The 15395-nt window shown below is 46.5% G+C and carries 19 protein-coding genes and 1 pseudogene; 8 read left to right on the top strand and 12 right to left on the bottom strand.

Annotated features, from left to right (window positions below; genetic code table 11):
• The 4 genes from AC3OH0_RS04285 to hsp20 form a co-directional block, all read right to left on the bottom strand.
• The coding region (locus AC3OH0_RS04285) for a PfkB family carbohydrate kinase (protein WP_498344880.1) at positions 1–221 on the bottom strand (221 nt) is incomplete at its 3' end.
• Complete coding sequence (udp, locus tag AC3OH0_RS04280; RefSeq protein WP_498344879.1) at positions 208–1083, bottom strand: uridine phosphorylase; 876 nt, start codon at positions 1081–1083, stop codon at positions 208–210. The genes AC3OH0_RS04285 and udp, both read right to left, overlap by 14 nt.
• Positions 1084–1114: 31 nt before the next feature.
• A complete protein-coding gene (locus tag AC3OH0_RS04275) occupies positions 1115–1630 on the bottom strand; it encodes a metallophosphoesterase (protein ID WP_193435626.1) in 516 nt (171 codons plus the stop codon).
• 10 nt (positions 1631–1640) lie between these two features.
• Entirely contained in the window at positions 1641–2195 is a 555-nt protein-coding gene (gene hsp20 / locus AC3OH0_RS04270) for an archaeal heat shock protein Hsp20 (protein ID WP_193435627.1), read from the bottom strand.
• 94 nt (positions 2196–2289) lie between these two features.
• Between hsp20 and AC3OH0_RS04265 the strand changes: the two genes are divergently transcribed.
• On the top strand, positions 2290–2706 hold the full coding sequence (locus tag AC3OH0_RS04265) for a secondary thiamine-phosphate synthase enzyme YjbQ (RefSeq protein ID WP_193435628.1): 417 nt from the start codon (positions 2290–2292) through the stop codon (positions 2704–2706).
• A 2-nt stretch (positions 2707–2708) separates the two neighbouring features.
• A complete protein-coding gene (locus tag AC3OH0_RS04260; RefSeq protein ID WP_498344878.1) occupies positions 2709–3878 on the top strand; it encodes a nicotinate phosphoribosyltransferase in 1170 nt (389 codons plus the stop codon).
• Positions 3879–3919: 41 nt separating this feature from the next.
• Here the strand turns inward: AC3OH0_RS04260 and AC3OH0_RS04255 are convergent, their stop codons facing one another.
• Entirely contained in the window at positions 3920–4603 is a 684-nt protein-coding gene (locus AC3OH0_RS04255) for an HAD family hydrolase (RefSeq protein ID WP_498344877.1), read from the bottom strand.
• Positions 4604–4674: 71 nt separating this feature from the next.
• On the opposite strand from AC3OH0_RS04255, the gene AC3OH0_RS04250 reads away from it, so the two are divergent.
• The 3 genes from AC3OH0_RS04250 to acs all read left to right on the top strand — a co-directional run bounded on the left by AC3OH0_RS04250 (position 4675) and on the right by acs (position 7689).
• Positions 4675–5673 carry a hypothetical protein gene (locus AC3OH0_RS04250; RefSeq protein WP_498344876.1) on the top strand — a complete coding sequence of 333 codons (999 nt, stop codon included), beginning with the start codon at positions 4675–4677 and terminating at the stop codon, positions 5671–5673.
• A complete protein-coding gene (locus tag AC3OH0_RS04245) occupies positions 5654–6247 on the top strand; it encodes a hypothetical protein (protein ID WP_193435631.1) in 594 nt (197 codons plus the stop codon). Before AC3OH0_RS04250 ends, AC3OH0_RS04245 begins: the two co-directional genes overlap by 20 nt.
• Before the next feature lie 71 nt (positions 6248–6318).
• Positions 6319–7689: an acetate--CoA ligase alpha subunit gene (acs, locus tag AC3OH0_RS04240; RefSeq protein WP_193435632.1), complete on the top strand. Its 1371-nt coding sequence runs from the start codon at positions 6319–6321 to the stop codon at positions 7687–7689.
• A 20-nt stretch (positions 7690–7709) separates the two neighbouring features.
• On the opposite strand, the gene metG is transcribed toward acs, so the two are convergent.
• A complete protein-coding gene (gene metG / locus AC3OH0_RS04235; RefSeq protein ID WP_193435633.1) occupies positions 7710–8039 on the bottom strand; it encodes a methionine--tRNA ligase subunit beta in 330 nt (109 codons plus the stop codon).
• A gap of 55 nt (positions 8040–8094) precedes the next feature.
• Here metG and AC3OH0_RS04230 point away from each other — a divergent pair, with 55 nt between their 5' ends.
• Positions 8095–9240, top strand: coding sequence for a tRNA sulfurtransferase (locus AC3OH0_RS04230; protein ID WP_498344875.1), 1146 nt, complete (start codon positions 8095–8097; stop codon positions 9238–9240).
• On the opposite strand, the gene AC3OH0_RS04225 is transcribed toward AC3OH0_RS04230, so the two are convergent.
• Positions 9231–9950 (bottom strand): tRNA(Phe) 7-((3-amino-3-carboxypropyl)-4-demethylwyosine(37)-N(4))-methyltransferase, encoded by a 720-nt coding sequence (locus tag AC3OH0_RS04225; RefSeq protein WP_498344874.1) that lies wholly within the window; start codon positions 9948–9950, stop codon positions 9231–9233. The genes AC3OH0_RS04230 and AC3OH0_RS04225 overlap by 10 nt on opposite strands.
• Positions 9951–10007: 57 nt before the next feature.
• On the opposite strand from AC3OH0_RS04225, the gene AC3OH0_RS04220 reads away from it, so the two are divergent.
• Complete coding sequence (locus tag AC3OH0_RS04220) at positions 10008–10829, top strand: D-aminoacyl-tRNA deacylase (protein WP_498344873.1); 822 nt, start codon at positions 10008–10010, stop codon at positions 10827–10829.
• A gap of 4 nt (positions 10830–10833) precedes the next feature.
• Here the strand turns inward: AC3OH0_RS04220 and AC3OH0_RS04215 are convergent, their stop codons facing one another.
• From AC3OH0_RS04215 to AC3OH0_RS04195, 5 genes are all read right to left on the bottom strand, one after another.
• Entirely contained in the window at positions 10834–11883 is a 1050-nt protein-coding gene (locus AC3OH0_RS04215; protein WP_498344872.1) for a hypothetical protein, read from the bottom strand.
• Positions 11884–12030: 147 nt separating this feature from the next.
• Positions 12031–12564 carry a YkgJ family cysteine cluster protein gene (locus AC3OH0_RS04210; protein ID WP_498344871.1) on the bottom strand — a complete coding sequence of 178 codons (534 nt, stop codon included), beginning with the start codon at positions 12562–12564 and terminating at the stop codon, positions 12031–12033.
• A 6-nt stretch (positions 12565–12570) separates the two neighbouring features.
• Positions 12571–12708: a hypothetical protein gene (locus AC3OH0_RS04205; RefSeq protein ID WP_193435639.1), complete on the bottom strand. Its 138-nt coding sequence runs from the start codon at positions 12706–12708 to the stop codon at positions 12571–12573.
• 36 nt (positions 12709–12744) lie between these two features.
• Entirely contained in the window at positions 12745–14256 is a 1512-nt protein-coding gene (locus AC3OH0_RS04200; RefSeq protein ID WP_498344870.1) for an NAD(P)H-hydrate dehydratase, read from the bottom strand.
• Between the two features lie 68 nt (positions 14257–14324).
• On the bottom strand, positions 14325–14933 hold the full coding sequence (locus AC3OH0_RS04195; protein ID WP_498344869.1) for a hypothetical protein: 609 nt from the start codon (positions 14931–14933) through the stop codon (positions 14325–14327).
• 108 nt (positions 14934–15041) lie between these two features.
• On the opposite strand from AC3OH0_RS04195, the pseudogene AC3OH0_RS04190 reads away from it, so the two are divergent.
• Positions 15042–15395: pseudogene (locus AC3OH0_RS04190) on the top strand (hypothetical protein); the annotation flags it as partial.

Genomic DNA, 15395 nt, shown 5'->3' with positions numbered 1-15395 from the left:
CTCATGGAGAGGGCGTGGTTCGATACTGATGAGATCAGGACAGCCCGGTGCCCATACCAGGAAACGGCTACAGCGTAGTTTGTAGCTGCGCCCCCTGGCCTAATCTCAAGGGAGTCGGCTATCAAGCTCTCATCGGGCTCCAAAGGCTTGCTCACGTATGTTACGATGTCAAGGTTGAGATTTCCCACGCTCACGTGAAGATAGTTCTCACTGGTTTTCAAACCCATTGCGCCTCTTTCCCAAAATTTCAGTAATTAATGAGGGGGTGATAATTTTCCTTCCAGATTTTTGGAGCTCGGCATCCCATTCGCTGAGGATTTTCACAGCCTCATTTGCAACTTTCACAGCTTCCTTAACTCCAGCGTTCGGTATAAAAACCTCTGTTTCACGATTAGCTATCGCAGCGCAGACAGCCCCGGCTCTCAATCCATAAATGTTTGCCAGCGTGAATATTACTGAAGCCTCCATTTCGAAGTTTAAAACGTTAACACTCCTCAGAAACTCTATAAGCCCTTTTTGAAAAGGAGGCATGTAGCCTTTGAACCCAGGCCTCTCCTGTCCCACGTAGAAGCTGTCACTGCTCGCAGTTAACCCTACATGATACTTAACGCCTAAGGAGTCGGCGGCCTCTATAAGAGCCAATATAACATCTATGCTTGCGACAGCCGGGTACTCTGGGATCACGTAGTGTCTACTTGTTCCATCAAGCCTTACCGCGCCTGTTGAGATAACGAGGTCTCCTACCTCAATGTTTTTGATTAAGGCACCTGTTGTACCCACGCGGATGAAGGTGTCGGCGCCTACTCTAGCTAGTTCCTCAACGGCGATGGCGGTGGCGGGGCCCCCTATCCCTGTGCTGGTGGCAGTGATGAACACGTTTTTGTAGTAGCCGCTGTACGTTACGTATTCTCTATGCTGAGAGACTTTCCAGTTTTTCTCCCAGAAGCTGGCTATGAGCTCAACCCTTCCTGGATCACCTGGTAGTAGCACGTACCTGCTGACATCGCCTGGTTTTACTTCTAAATGGTACTGTCTTCCCTCCTCGGTTTCAGGAGTACTCGCACTCTTCAAAGTCTTAACCATTAAGCCTCCCCAAATCACATGTTATAATTTACTATAGGTAGTATATTTTAGTTTCCATCGAAGCCGTGTCAACTACTCCATAGGAAACTTTACCTGTTAAATACCCGCATCCCTCGCCAGGGTTGAACAGGACCACACCATTAACATTCTCTTGGTGCGGCTGATGCGTGTGCCCATATAATACTGCGTCAACGCGTAGGCTTTTAGCAAGCGCTCTTGCTACCTCTACCGTGAAGGAGGCGTCACTCATCCCGTGGAGTAGGAAGAGCCTTCTACCATCAATCTCGTAGATTAAGGGTTCCTGGCTGAAAAACCAGCCGTAATTTCTGAAAAGCGTTGTCAAGAGGTAGACGTCGCCGTCATTGTTGCCTTTTACAGCAATCACTTTCACATCTCCAACAAGGTTTTTCATCATTTTAACTGTGAAAGGGCTTACAATATCTCCTAAGTGAATTATCGCGTTGACCCCGTGGTCTAGGAGTTCTCTAACGATTCTTTCAGTTGAAAAAATATTGTCATGAGTGTCGCTCACGACACCTAGGAGCAATAACAACCCCTTACTCTACGCTAATCTTAAAACCTTTCTTCTCTTTTTTCGTCTTTTTCATCTTGATTTCTAACACTCCGTTCTTGTAGACTGCTTTCGCAGAGGAGGGGTCAACCTCTGAGGGGAGTTCAACCTCTTTATAGTACTTTCTATTAGTATCGCTTGCACTTATAACCAGCGTCTTGCCATCCTCGCTTATCTTGGTCTCTATTTTATCTTTCTCAACACCGGGGATTTCAGCTACAACGGTGATCTCGTCACCGCTTTCGAACACGTCAACCAAAGGCTCTCTCTCCTCAGTTATCATGGGTCGTCCTTTAACTCTTCTAACGTTTCCAAACTCTTCCACAACCGGTCTCCCATCAGGGCCAACGGTTATTCTAAACCCGTAAACATATGGTTTAATCCCTTGTTTCTCCAGCTCCTTCTCCAGCTCTCTCAGCCTCATCGGGTTGAATAATTCCTCAAACTCCCGCAACATGTCTTCGAACATTCTCTCAATGTCTCTTTCAATATCCCACCAGAAGTATCTTCGCCTCCTCCTGTATTCCCAGTCATCCTCCACTAAGACCACCTTGAGTATTTCTTGTTTAGGCTAACTATAAATATTGCGTTATTAAGCCTCGCCTGCTATTAAATAGTATAAGTGGTGTTGGATTTTGAAAACCGTTAACAGGGTAATAAGGGTTTCAACGAAGGAGAGGTTTCAGCTCGTCAACATAACCAGGGAGGTTGAATCATTCGTGAAGGAGTCGGGGATTTGCCAGGGGATTTTAATAGTTAGTGTTCCACACGCCACGGCTAGCATAATCGTTAATGAGAACGAGCCAGGGCTTCTTTCCGATATAATCGAGAAGGTTAAGGAGATAACTGAACCGGGAAGTAGCAAATGGCTTCACAATTCGATCGATGACAATGCTCACGCTCACATAGGTTCAGCTCTATTCGGGCATGAAAGAGTTTTCCCCATCATCGACTGCAGGATCTTAAAAGGGATTTGGCAAGATATTTTCCTCTTAGAGATGGATGGTCCTAGAGGTGAGAGGAAAATAGTGTTAACTGTTCTGGGTGAGTAGTTATGAGGTTCTACGTAGCTTCCGAGGAGGATTTGTTGAACGGTGTGGTAACCGATATTTACTTCAAGAGGACGGTTAAAATTCTGAGAGCTAGAAATATGCGGAAAAAGGTGAGGGTGGAGTTTCATTCCATGAGCCTCCCCGAAGGTTACGAGTGGGCGGTTTTCACGGGTCTTGAAGAAGCCCTCAAGCTCCTGGAGGGGAAGCCTGTTAATGTATACTCAATGGATGAGGGAACGCTGTTTAAGCCTGGGGAGCCGTTAATGATTGTCGAGGGATACCTGGACGATTTCATCATCTACGAGACAGCCTTGCTAGGGATTCTACGACACTATTCGAGCATCTCAACAAAAGCTGCGAGGCTGAAGAAGCTTGCAATGAATAAGACACTGCTTTTCTTCGGCTTGAGAGCAGTTCACCCGGCTCTCGCCCCCATGGTTGACAGGGCGGCGTTTATAGGTGGGATGGACGCGGTCTCGGGAGTTGCTAGCGAGAAGTATTTAGGCTTAACACCATCTGGGACGATGCCGCACGCTCTTATAGTTGTGTTCGGGGATCAAAGAGAAGCTTGGAAGGCTTTCGACGAAAACGTGGAGGAGAATGTTCCCCGTATAATGCTGGTGGATACCTTCTATGATGAAAGAACGGAGGCTTTGATGGCTGCTGAAACACTTAGGCAAAGGCTCCACGGAGTTAGGCTTGACACGCCGGGAAGTAGGAGAGGAAACATGAGGAAAATTGTTGAAGAGGTTAGGTGGACACTGGATCTGTACGGGTATAAGAATGTTAAGATCGTTGTCAGCGGAGGCATCGACGAGGAGGAACTGGTTAAGCTGAGAGATATTGTGGACGCTTTTGGAATAGGTACGAGTGTTTCATTCCCCTCTAGCGTCGATATTAGTGCTGATGTAGTTGAGGTTTACGAGAACGGGGTTTGGAAACCCGTTGCTAAAAGAGGGAAGCTCCCTGGTGCTAAGCAGGTTTACAGGAAGAGACCAGGGTTGAACGACATAGTAAGGCTTCTGGACTCTCCTGGAGAGGTTCCTCCGGGCTACCACCCACTTCTAAAACCCTATATTATCGATGGAAAGCTTGTGGGAAAGCCTCCCGCTATATCTGAAATAAGGGACTACGTGCTGGAGCAGTTGAAAGAGCTCCCGGATACTTACTAGAGTTCTTTTTAAACCCAGCTCTACACGATCCCTCTCGCCTCTTACGAGACTTCACGCGGCATTTCCAAAATCTTTTCGAGTTCCAGCAGATTTTTAATAGTTGGATAGCTTCCAGCAGGATCATCCCATGGAAAGCTCCATTGCTTCCTGAACTCTTTCCTAACGAGGAGGAAGCGGGGATTATTCCCCAGTTTAACGTTGATCTTGAATAAGTTTACTGGTTTATCATCCACGTAAACGATCAGGGAGTTTTCATATTTCTCCTCTAAGTATTTTAATGCTTCATGCCTTGAGGGATAATCCTCGCCTACGACGATTATTTCGTCGAAGTAAGGGGCAAGGCCATCTGCTTCCAGCCTCCATTTCTTTAGTCCTGGTATGTCATCCATAAAGCCTACGTGAATTATTCGATAGTTTCTTTCCCTAAACCTCTCTAGAGCTGTCAATACGCCAGGTAGGATCGCGGAGTTTTCGATTCGCCTCTCCCAGTATTTCCACAATAGGTGGTTGAATAATTCTTCATGTACTTCTATAATGCTCGGCCACCAGTCAATTCTTAAGAGGCCACATCCCTCCGTCAAGTATTCCATGTATAGAAGATACCTTCCGAACGATCTATCAAGCCCTGTCAACGCGGGCAGGTCTTCAAGGTAGAATTCTTCCAAACCATTGTAGCTGTCGACGAGTACTCCATCATAGTCAAGAGCCATGATTATCTGATCCATTATTACACCTTTCACAGAGGTACTAGTTTAAGATAACGTTAAGAATATTTATTAAAAACGGGTTGGATGGAGTGCTGGTTTCACAGGACACTGTTTTAGACCACTACTATGTTGGGACGATTGACAACTGCTACGGGGTTATAGTTGGAAACGACCATACTCCTTACTACTTTATTGGCTATTTGAAGTATTGTCCATCTCCCGGTGAAACCTACTGGAGGAGTGGGGGTTTATCTTACGAAAGGCTTGTTAAAACCTACGACCCGTTTCAAGTCCACGAACACGCTGTTTTAAAAGAATACATCCCCTTCTACGACGCCCAGGTTCCGGTGATACCGGTTTCAATGATACGCAAGATTTACGATCCTGTTGAGCGAGCTAGGCAATTGTTATCTAAACCTGTGGATGCCTTGGAAGCGAAGGCTTCATCCCTCATTCAAGCACTACATGATTGCACAGGCTTAACCACCGGGATAGGTGTGACAGGGTCCATCCTGCCAGGAATTCACAATCCAGCTGTTAGCGATATCGACATAGTTATTTACGGTTGGAGAGAGTCGCTGAAAATCATAGAGTGTGTGAAAGAGTTAGACCTGTTTCAACCCTTCACAGAAGGGTTGATGGAAGACTGGTCTTCCAGGATTTCAAAAACATCTGGACTACCTGTGGGAATGGTGAAACACTTATATCGGAAATATAGGAGAGGTTTGTTCAATGGAACACCTTACTCAATCATGTTTAACCCCCGTCAAGGAGAGAACGTGTTGCTGAAGCCTCATTTCAAAAGCCTTGGCGAAATCACGTTATCCGGGATTATCAAGGGGGGTTTGGACGCGCTCTCCTATCCTTCACGAGGAGGGCTTGAAAGCTACACGGTTTTATACTCTACTGTGGAACCGCTTTACGATGTCACTGAGATCACGAGTTTCGAATCACTATATACTTCAATACTATTCGAGGGTGGTGATGTTCTCGTAAAAGGGTTACTTCAGTGCAGTGACAGATTGGAGAGTTGCAGGGTTTTAGTAGGAGGAGTGGAGGGTAAGGGGTTTGTCAAGCCAGTCTCCTAGTTTAAAAATAGCTGTTGCATCCTGGCTTTACGGCGACAAGACTATTGGTAGACTCCTCTGCTACTACTTGAAAGAGAGGGGAATACGGCTCGTCGTGCTTGCCGGGAACACTGTTTCACCAAGCCTCGTGGAATGGTTGATCGATAAGTGCGGGGCAACGGTTTTAGGGGTAACAGGCAATCTTGACGATTCTTCACTAGCCTCGGTTCTCGCCTCGAAAGGATCCTTGCTCGAGACGAAACCCCACCTAATTGATAATTTAAGGTTTATTGGGCTAGGACTTACAGGATCCCAGATGGAATATTCCTGCCGCTCGAACGTGGAAGCAACAGTATTCGTCTCATTCTTGAACGGGAGATTACACAAGTGTTGCAGTGGTTTATCAACCGGGATCGTTGACGAGGTTTTAGAAAAAACTGAGGCGAACCTTGTAATAACGGGAGCGTGCCCGCATCCCTGCGTGAATGGGAAGGTGGTCTCACCGGGCTATGCCTACCTGGGATGGGTCGGAGTGATTGAGTATTTCACGGGAAGGTTCAACATCGTATTCGAGAACCTGAGAATGAAGATGTAGCTCACTTAAGCCACTGAATCATAATTTATATATGCGAGGATAAATACGTATGAATTGAGGGGTGCTTATAAATGGTAAAAGCCTTGTTCGAACCCAAAAGCATAGCGGTAGTGGGAGCAAGCAGGTCTCCCGGAAAGATCGGTCATGTAGTTCTTAAAAACATAAAATACTTCGGATACTCGGGGAAACTGTACCCGGTCAACCCAAATGCTGATGAAATCCTGGGATTGAAAGCGTATCCTTCAATCTCAAGCATTCCCGACGAGGTTGACGTAGCGGTTATCACCGTGCCAGCCCAAGAGGTTCCGCCCGTCATAGAGGAGTGTGCGCGTAAAGGTGTCAAAGTAGCGGTAGTTATAACTGCTGGTTTCTCGGAAGTCGGAAACGTTGAAACCGAGGAGAAAATGGTTGAGACCGCTAGAAAGTATGGTATGAGGATTCTAGGCCCAAACATATTCGGATACGCTTACACCCCGTTAAACATAAACGCGACATTCGGGCCGCTTGAGCTTTCGAAAGGTAACATAGCGTTCATCACTCAGAGCGGGGCGTTAGGCATTGCGTTAATGGGTTGGACCATAATGAACGAGATAGGCTTGTCGGCTCTCGTAAGCGTTGGCAACATGGCTGACCTGGACGTTATCGAGCTCTCGGAATACCTTGCAGACGATCCCAACACTAAGGTGATAACCATCTACCTGGAGGGGTTGAAGCCCGGGTATGGTAGAGAGTTCGTTGAGAGAATGAGGAAGGTGAGTAAGAAAAAGCCTGTAATAGTCATTAAAGCTGGCAGAACCCAGAGAGGTGCGTCCGCAGCGGCTAGTCACACCGGGAGTTTAGCGGGAAGCGACTCCCTTTACGAGGCGGCTTTCAAGCAGGCGGGAATCATAAGAACATACACTGTTGAAGACATGTTCGATGTTGCAAGGGCTTTCGCTCTACAACCACTACCTAAAGGTGATAGAACGATCATAATTACGAATGGAGGAGGGGTTGGAGTGCTAGCCACCGATGCAGCCGAGCTGAACAATGTTAAGCTGGTGGACCCGTCCCCGAAGTTGAAGGAGAAGCTTAAAGCCTCCATGCCCTGGTTCGGCAGTCCTAAGAACCCTGTTGACTTAACGGGACAGGCCGTGGCCGATAATTACTTGAAAGCTTTGAAGGCTGCACTAGATTCCGATGAGATTGACAATATAGTTTTGCTGTATTGTAGAACTGCGATTCTCGATCCAAGAGAACTCGCTAAGGCAATTGTTGAGTTCTACCAGTCAAACGGGGCTTCTAAGCCTATAGTGGCAGGTTTCGTGGGCGGCGAGGACACGTACGAAGCTATAAGGTATTTGAACAGAAACGGAATACCAGCCTACGGAGCGCCTGAGAGAGCTGTTTACGCCTTATCTAGGATGATATGGTACAGTAAATACATTTCTTCCTCTCGCTAAGTAGAATCGAAAATTTTTCCTTAAAACAACCTGCTTCCCGGAGCAACTGGTTTTTCAACAGTGGCTATCACGGGCGGATCAGTATCTGTTGCTAGTAGCATGCCTTTGCTTTCAAGCCCCATCATTTTTTTCGGCTTCAGGTTTGCAACCACAATGATGTATTTACCAATGAAGTATTCGGGTGGGTACCATTTACCCAGGCCCGCTATGATCTGCCTCTCGCCCAAGGCCCCGAGGTCAACGACTAGCCTGATAAGCTTCTCACTCCCCTGCACCTTCTCTGCGGATTTGACCAGTCCAACTCTCAGCTCGATGCGCGAAAAGTCCTCGATCCCTACTTCCTGGCTCATATAATCACCTTAATAGAGTCTTTTCGCCTATCACTAATTAAACAGGCTGGTATAAATGTTTAATGCCATACTCGTGCGACCCGGGGAATACATGGTAAGAGTGAATACTAGGGCTACCTACTTATCTTTCCTGAGAGAAAGCATTGAGAAAGTGTTTGAAAGGAAAGGCTTAAAGGCGCAATTGAAAGTTGTAGATAATGTTAGAATACTAATAGATCCGTTAGGCTCACCCTTGGATCAATACTTAAGTATTCTGCGATATGTCCCCGGGATCTCTTCTTTCAGCCCTGTCGTGGGAATCGGGAAAGATTATTCCGTTCTTATTGAAACCATTTCTAACATCCTGGTAAGGGATAGGGTTAGAAGGTTTAAGATAGAGCTCCAGGGAAGTCTCGGCGTTGGTAGAAAAGAGCTTACAGCTCTCATATCTAAAGCAGTAGTTGATGAAACAGGAGCCGTTGTCGACCTGGTGGAGCCCGAGGCCGTTATAGGAGTCGACGTCAGAACCCGGGTAATGTTTGTTTACAACAAGGTCTACAAGGGGATGGGCGGGCTACCATATGGCATTCAAGGTTGTGGAGTAGTCTTGTTCTCAGGAGGCGTTGACTCCGCGCTGGCATCCATTCAAGCCGTTAAGAGGGGGGTTAGAGTAATTCCTGTCTTCGTAGACATGTCCCCTTACTGGTCCCCGCAAGCTGTTGAAAGAGCGATGGAGGGTTTAAAGCTTCTTGCTGAGAAAACCCCGTGGGACAGGCTTAAAGCATATATTGTGAAGAATGCTTCAAGAATCGTTGCAAACGCTGAGATACCTCTAAAGTACAGGTGCTTAGCATGCAAAGCAACCATGTACAGGATTGCTAGCCTGATAGCTGAGAAGGAAAACTGCGACCTTATCATCACAGGCGAATCACTGGGGCAGGTTGCCAGTCAAACCTCCAGTAATCTTAAAACCTTAACAAGACTCGTCGACAAGCCGGTCATGCGTCCGCTGATTTTCATAGACAAGGAAGAAATAATTGAGGCATCGAGGAAAATTGGATTCTCAGTTCTTTCACGAGAAGTCGGCGAATGCAAGTTGAAACCGGACAGCCCGGCGACATTCTCGGGTAAGGAGGTACGGGATATTCTAGCAGAGTACTTAAAACAGGCTGAGAAAGACTTGGAAAATATCATTCATGAGTCTGAAGTGGTTTACCTCTGAGTCATAAAATCCTCGTTTATCCCAGCCAGCTCACAAAACACTTGTAGCGGAGTCACATTTCCAAGATACATTAGTTTCTTACCGATGTCTTCGTTTACTTCGAGGTCCACTTCTTCAGGGATTATCTGTTTTAAAGAGCTATACAGCTTGTCGAGACGCTTCTTCCCCTCCAAAAGTATCCTGTTATACTCTTTAACAACAAGGCTTAAACCCTCCTCGGGTACCACAAGATTTTCAACGGTTCGCAAAAGCTGCGAGACCCAGATCCCCGTGGACAATTCTAATAAAACCCCTTTCGAACGGCTTAAATGCATGATGCCGCTGTGTTTATAGCCTTCTTTCCTCGCGTGTTCAAGGATCCGGAGGGCTAGAGGTATCTGGGAAGAAGAGAGATGGATTATGGGTCCCGTAACAACGATCCATAATTTCCTAGCTACTTTCACCCGGTAAATGCTTGCTAGTTCATCGAGAGTAATTGGGAGATGCTTTTTAAAAACCACGCTAGTATCCTCCCTGCTCCAAGGATTGTCACCGTCGACAAGGGTGATCCTACCGCTACAGCTACTCATCGTGTAAATGCGTGCGTCAAGGTTGAGCAATAGGAGGAGAGGGAGAAGGTCCTTATCCAAATACCCTATTTCCAGATCCTCCAGAATTCGCCTCCAGAAGGATTTCTTCCTCTTTCTCCAAGATTCAATGTTGAATTTCATTCCAACCCCTTATTATTAAAAACGAATTCTGCTTATAATTGCAGATTGGTGTAGGGAATGTACGGTCTTGCTTACAGCATAAACGATCCCGCCGGTGCGGGAATAGCGCGCGCTCTCAGGGATAAGATGGGGCTTTCAGAATCCTCTGTTTGCAAGAACAGCATAACCTGCTTTCAAGGCGGGAATATTGTTTTAGCAGGATTCAGGGAGGATGTGATATATTTTGATTTTCTAGATGATAGAATGCCTCCGGAGGTTGAAATATACATCATCTTGTCGAGACACTCCAGCGAGGCACGAGTTAAAAGTTACACGGTCCACCACACAGGCAACTTTGGTGGGAACGCTTTGTACGGTGGCAACCCCGGTGAACTCGGTATATCCTCGCCTATGGTTTCTTGGCTTCTTTTGCGAGCATTGCATGATAGCTGGAGGAATAGTAATAGAGCCGAGTACGAGGTTAGCTACGAGGCAACACATCACGGCCCAACCTCCCTATCTAAGCCTCTCGTCTTCGTGGAAATCGGCAGCAGCGTGAATGAGTGGGGAGACCTGACAAACCACTTCATTGTAGCCTCTTCGATTGTAAAGCCCCTTGAATCACCACAAGCAAATTGTGAGCCGGTAATCGGGATAGGTGGCGGACATTACCCTAGAAAGCACACGGAAATAGCGTTGAAAGAGAATGTTTGCTATGGCCACATTATTCCCAAGTACGCCCTCCAACACCTTTCCCAAGAAATCCTTGACAAGATGATTAGTAGGAGCGATATCGACGTAAGAGGGATTATCGTTGAAAAGAAGGGCACTCGCATCGAACATAGGAGTCTTATAGAGGATTACGCGAGCAGGAGAGGTATAGAAGTAAGATACGTTTGAGCTTTTAATTCTTCTTCAAAGAAATCGGCAGGTCTAGAAACCATGTTTTAGTTAATTTACGCCAGATAATTCTCAAAGTAGCTTCGTCAACGCCCTCAGGCATCTTAACATGGATTTTCCTGTTGACTAGCATTTGGGGGTCAATCCTCTCCACATCCTTACTAGTGTAGATTGCTTGACCCTTGTGGAGAATAGTGTAGACCACGCTGTCAGGGGCAGATTCACCGGTGTTCTTCAAGCTTAGATCAATTACTAGCTCCCTGCCCTCCATCCGCACCGAGTCCAGGCTTCCAACTAGAAACGGTGCTTTAAGAGTGCTATTGTAACTGATCACGTTGGCAAGGAGGACCTCTTTAGTTTTCGAGCTTTTAACACTCTCTTCAACCTGGATGAACACTGGCTGTTTACCTTCTCTCGTGAACTCGTATTCTTCAAAATCGTTGTGAATACCGAGCCTGATAATTCTATCTCCAATATGTACTGTAGTTATGAGGTCCTTTGACATGGAGCCGTAGACTATTTTCACGTTGGAGTAGGGCTCCCCCTCACCCTTACTTATGTTGAACCTCTCCCCGGGTCTCAACCGGACCAGCCCTGACCTGTATTCAAGGCTTGTCCTCCCATCCTCTGATTCGTAAATTGAGATTAAGAGAAGGGTTTTAATGGAGAACCATGTGCCACCTTCATGTTTAATAGTCACGTTAACCCAGTTCCTACTCATCGACTCCTCAGTGTTCAAAATACTCGTTATGTCGAAAACGAATTTAGAGTATACTGTTGAATCCGTTTTCGCGGTGAATAACGGTTTGAACTCTTTAGTTATGTTGACCCCGTTGACTTTGACTTTCCAATCAATCCTATTGTCTGGTGATTCAACAATCATGTCGAGAATTGCCAGCTGAAGCGGCGTGGAAATCCTGTTGGGAAGACCTATTGGTATGGTTACTTTTTGATTTACATTTCCCCCCAGCTTTACCTCAGTGTTCTTGAAGTCAATGTAGAGGTCCCCGTTGAAAGTCTTGTTAAGTATCAATGGTAGATCATTCAGGCTCATTTAACCCCCCGTGTCAAAATTATTATTAGGAGTAGGGATATTAAATTAAGGGATGAAGAAGCCCTGCCGCGAGAGATTAGAGATGATCAGAGTGAACCCCTGTCTGACCAAACTCCTTAGAACAGGATATTGGCTGAATAGTAAGATTTATAGCTCAGAGATTTCCTTGCACACTGTATCTGTAACTTCTTCTAACGCTTTAATCGGTTCGTATCTCTTGTTAAAGATTAAATCGTATAGTCTCCGGTAGTGATCGGAAACCTCCTCCGAATACTTTTCCAAATCCCCCCATGGAGGATCTATTTCACCCCCCTTCCCCACGCCTGGGCATATGCTGGAAACATACATCTTGTCAAGGACTTTAGGCCCGTATGGGATGAACGGGAAGAGCCTGCACCTCAAGGGTCTTGCAGGGTAGATGCTGCATGAGGGCAGGCCGTTGACTTTAACAAGGAAGATGCACCGGTCTCTCTCACCTCTTAGAAATGGCACCGGTATATGGTCCGCTACTACGGCATTAACGTACTTGCCGACGAGCTCCCGCCAATCCACATTCATATATTTCGCTATTCTGCATATATCGTAGGAGGTTAAAGTCACGTTTGGCCCGCTACTGCAGCAAACACCACTTCTCTGGCATTTGAAACTGAATTTAGCGCCTCTCACTACTTCACGAGGCAATTCCAACTACCCACACATGCCTCTTAACGGACATTTCGAGCACTTCGACCCTGTTAACTCGTAGTAGATCTCTTCTGCATCCTCGTCAAGTATAACCCCTGGTATGAGTTTTTCCTCTATATTCTTCTTGTCCTGTTCACCCATCTTCCATCATCAATTATAACAATGTTTTAACGGTTTTTAATCATATATCTTCTTATGAATCTCTAAGGGCTTGTTCTTAACGATCGGAAGTACTCTAAGTATGTTTGAAGCTGAGACGTGCTTGCCGGTTTTAAGCAGGTAGTCCCCGGCCAACCCGTTCAGATATGCCGCTATACACGCAGCGTGGAACAGGTTTTTAACCTGGGGTATTAACCCTGTTACAAGCCCTGTTAAAACATCCCCAGTGCCTCCTACGGCCATGTACGGGTTCCCGGTCTTATTAAACCGTGTTTTCTCCCCGTTGCTTATAATGTCAACTGGTGCTTTCAACAAGATCAAAGCGTTTAAATCCTTCGCAACAGTTTCAACCATTCGTGAAGCCTTGCGGAGGTCCTCGCTAATAGTGTAGTTTGTGATGTTTTTGAACTCTCCTCGGTGGGGTGTTAAAACAACCATTCCGTTAAACCTGTCCTCCCCTAGCTTAACTGTTTTGAGCGCGTCTGCGTCGAGAACCAGTGGGATGTTCTTTTCTACCAGGTAGTTGGTTAGTTTTTTCACGGCTTCCAAGGTCTCCAACTCGCTGCCAAGGCCCGGTCCTATAGCGATAGCGTGCGGTTTCAACTCTTCAATGTATTTAGTGATTACAGGTGTCGCATTGTTTGACAAGTATTCACCCGGATAGGGCAGGGTTATCACGTCTGGTGAGAAACCAGCCACTATATCCCTGATCGCCTTAGGCACTATGAGGAAGGAGAGGTCCACCCCGGCTAGTAAGGAGGCTTGGGCCGCTAAGTGTGCTGCTCCAACGTACCTCATGCTTCCAGCAATGATGAGCACCTTCCCAGACGAGCCTTTATGCGCGTCCCTTGGTCGAGGAGGAACTCTATGGAGGACGTCGCCCGGCCCCACGTATTGATCTGCCTCTACAGGGATGCCAATATTTGCGACAATTACCTCACCAGTGTACTCAGGGTTGTTCAGCAATCCTGGCTTAAGATCGTGGAAGGTGACCGTGTAATGTGCTTTAAAAGCTGTCCCATGCACTTCCCCTGTGTCAGGATCGAGTCCTGAAGGCGTGTCGACAGCGATTTTCAAATAGGCCTTCTCCTCGTTTGCCCTGTCAACAAGTTCTCTTAGAGGAGATTTCAAAGCTCCTTTAACCCCGGTGCCGATTAACGCGTCAATGATCACGTCCTTGTTCTCCAGAGCCCTTACCTGCCCAGGCTCATGAATTACCACACTATCAAGCTTTTTCAGAATTTTCAAGTTGAAAAACGTGTCGGGATGCTCTATCTCCGAGAACGGGTAGGCTGGTAGAACCTCAACTCTGTAGCCTTTTGATGAAAGATACCTGGCTGCTACAAGCCCGTCCCCGCCGTTTCCTCCCTTCCCAACCATTACCATGATGCTTACTTCCTCCCTTCTCTTCAACTGTGAATCCACGAAGTCTGCAACGCTCTTACCTGCCGCCTCCATTAAATTGCTAAGCGGCAAGCCTAGCGCGACCGAGTTTGTCTCAAGGACTTTCATGTCTAAAGTTGTTATCATGCAACTCCCTCAAACACTAATATGCGTATTTATGAATATAAGAAAGGCGTGACTCCCCAGGCTTCATGTTAAACCTTTACAACATGTCTGAGAGGAGCATTATCGGGGATAGCTCTCAGCAAATCTTTTTCAGCAATTTCCTCAGTTGAAACTATTAGCTCTCCAACGCTTGTGGGGATGACGCATGAGCTACCTCTTCTCCTACCGATTTCAGCACAGCTCTCAAGCATCAAGTCTTCGAGACCCTCTCTCATGGAGAGCATGAACAGGCTTAGTTGCTCGAAATCCGACTCCTTAACCGTTTTTTCTCCTTTTGGGTTTATGTAAAACCTGAAAACATCTGTGTTTACTGGCTCCATGTTTAATAGAATGTGCTCGGTCCTCTGCTCTATGAAAAACGTTAAACCACCGTAAAACATTGATGTCGCAATCACCTTCTCCAACCCCTTCTGCTCATGCAACAACCCCCTGGCTATTTGAAGGCATGCATAAACGGTTTCATCAGGATTTAGCTCTACGGGAATGTTGTGGTAAAGAAACCAATCGCCTCCCTTCCTCAACGCGTTTGCCCTGTAGTTTCCAATCGACAAGGCCAGGAGACCGGGATGCTTCCCTACAAAAGCCTTACTTATCAAGACTGTTTTGGGGCAGCTGTAAAGTTCTTCATAAATCCACAAACCAATCCACCTTGTTGATCGTTTCAACCGGGTGGAACAATCCCTTATGGAACTTATCAATTAACCCTTATTTAAAACGGTCTACATACGATAGACTCGGTGGGAAGTATGAAAGGTCTGAAAATACTCCCTATATTCGTGTTAGTCGCTCTATTCGCATCGTTGATAACCCCGGTAGCGTTAATTGCTGATGAGACCCCGGTGCAGGATGAGAACATTGTTGAAGACGTAAATGTTGGCGGCACGGCATACGGGTTGTACAGGCTTGCCATCAACTTGACCGAGGCGCTCGACCTTGCATACACGATGAGAAACCTAACCTACAGCCTGTTTCAGTGGGAGATCGAGCAGAATGTTCAAGCCGCTAACATCAGCCTTATAAGAGGGGACTTCTTCCTAGAGAAAGCCATCGAGTTGAGCGAGAACAATACTAAGAGGGCTACGGTGTTCGCAGTAGTAGCC

It is taken from the genome of Thermosphaera sp., assembly GCF_059755995.1.
The sequence above is the reverse complement of the archived record's forward strand: the minus strand, read 5'-3'. Positions and strand labels throughout refer to the sequence as shown.

What these genes read in the sequence shown, in the direction of transcription:
- udp (WP_498344879.1), bottom strand. Translation starts at nt 1,083, where the DNA reads ATGGTTAAGACTTTGAAGAGTGCGAGTACTCCTGAAACCGAGGAGGGA.
- AC3OH0_RS04260 (WP_498344878.1), top strand. Translation starts at nt 2,709, where the DNA reads ATGAGGTTCTACGTAGCTTCCGAGGAGGATTTGTTGAACGGTGTGGTA.
- AC3OH0_RS04255 (WP_498344877.1), bottom strand. Translation starts at nt 4,603, where the DNA reads ATGGATCAGATAATCATGGCTCTTGACTATGATGGAGTACTCGTCGAC.
- acs (WP_193435632.1), top strand. Translation starts at nt 6,319, where the DNA reads ATGGTAAAAGCCTTGTTCGAACCCAAAAGCATAGCGGTAGTGGGAGCA.
- metG (WP_193435633.1), bottom strand. Translation starts at nt 8,039, where the DNA reads ATGAGCCAGGAAGTAGGGATCGAGGACTTTTCGCGCATCGAGCTGAGA.
- AC3OH0_RS04230 (WP_498344875.1), top strand. Translation starts at nt 8,095, where the DNA reads ATGTTTAATGCCATACTCGTGCGACCCGGGGAATACATGGTAAGAGTG.
- AC3OH0_RS04225 (WP_498344874.1), bottom strand. Translation starts at nt 9,950, where the DNA reads ATGAAATTCAACATTGAATCTTGGAGAAAGAGGAAGAAATCCTTCTGG.
- AC3OH0_RS04220 (WP_498344873.1), top strand. Translation starts at nt 10,008, where the DNA reads ATGTACGGTCTTGCTTACAGCATAAACGATCCCGCCGGTGCGGGAATA.
- AC3OH0_RS04215 (WP_498344872.1), bottom strand. Translation starts at nt 11,883, where the DNA reads ATGAGCCTGAATGATCTACCATTGATACTTAACAAGACTTTCAACGGG.
- AC3OH0_RS04205 (WP_193435639.1), bottom strand. Translation starts at nt 12,708, where the DNA reads ATGGGTGAACAGGACAAGAAGAATATAGAGGAAAAACTCATACCAGGG.
- AC3OH0_RS04200 (WP_498344870.1), bottom strand. Translation starts at nt 14,256, where the DNA reads ATGATAACAACTTTAGACATGAAAGTCCTTGAGACAAACTCGGTCGCG.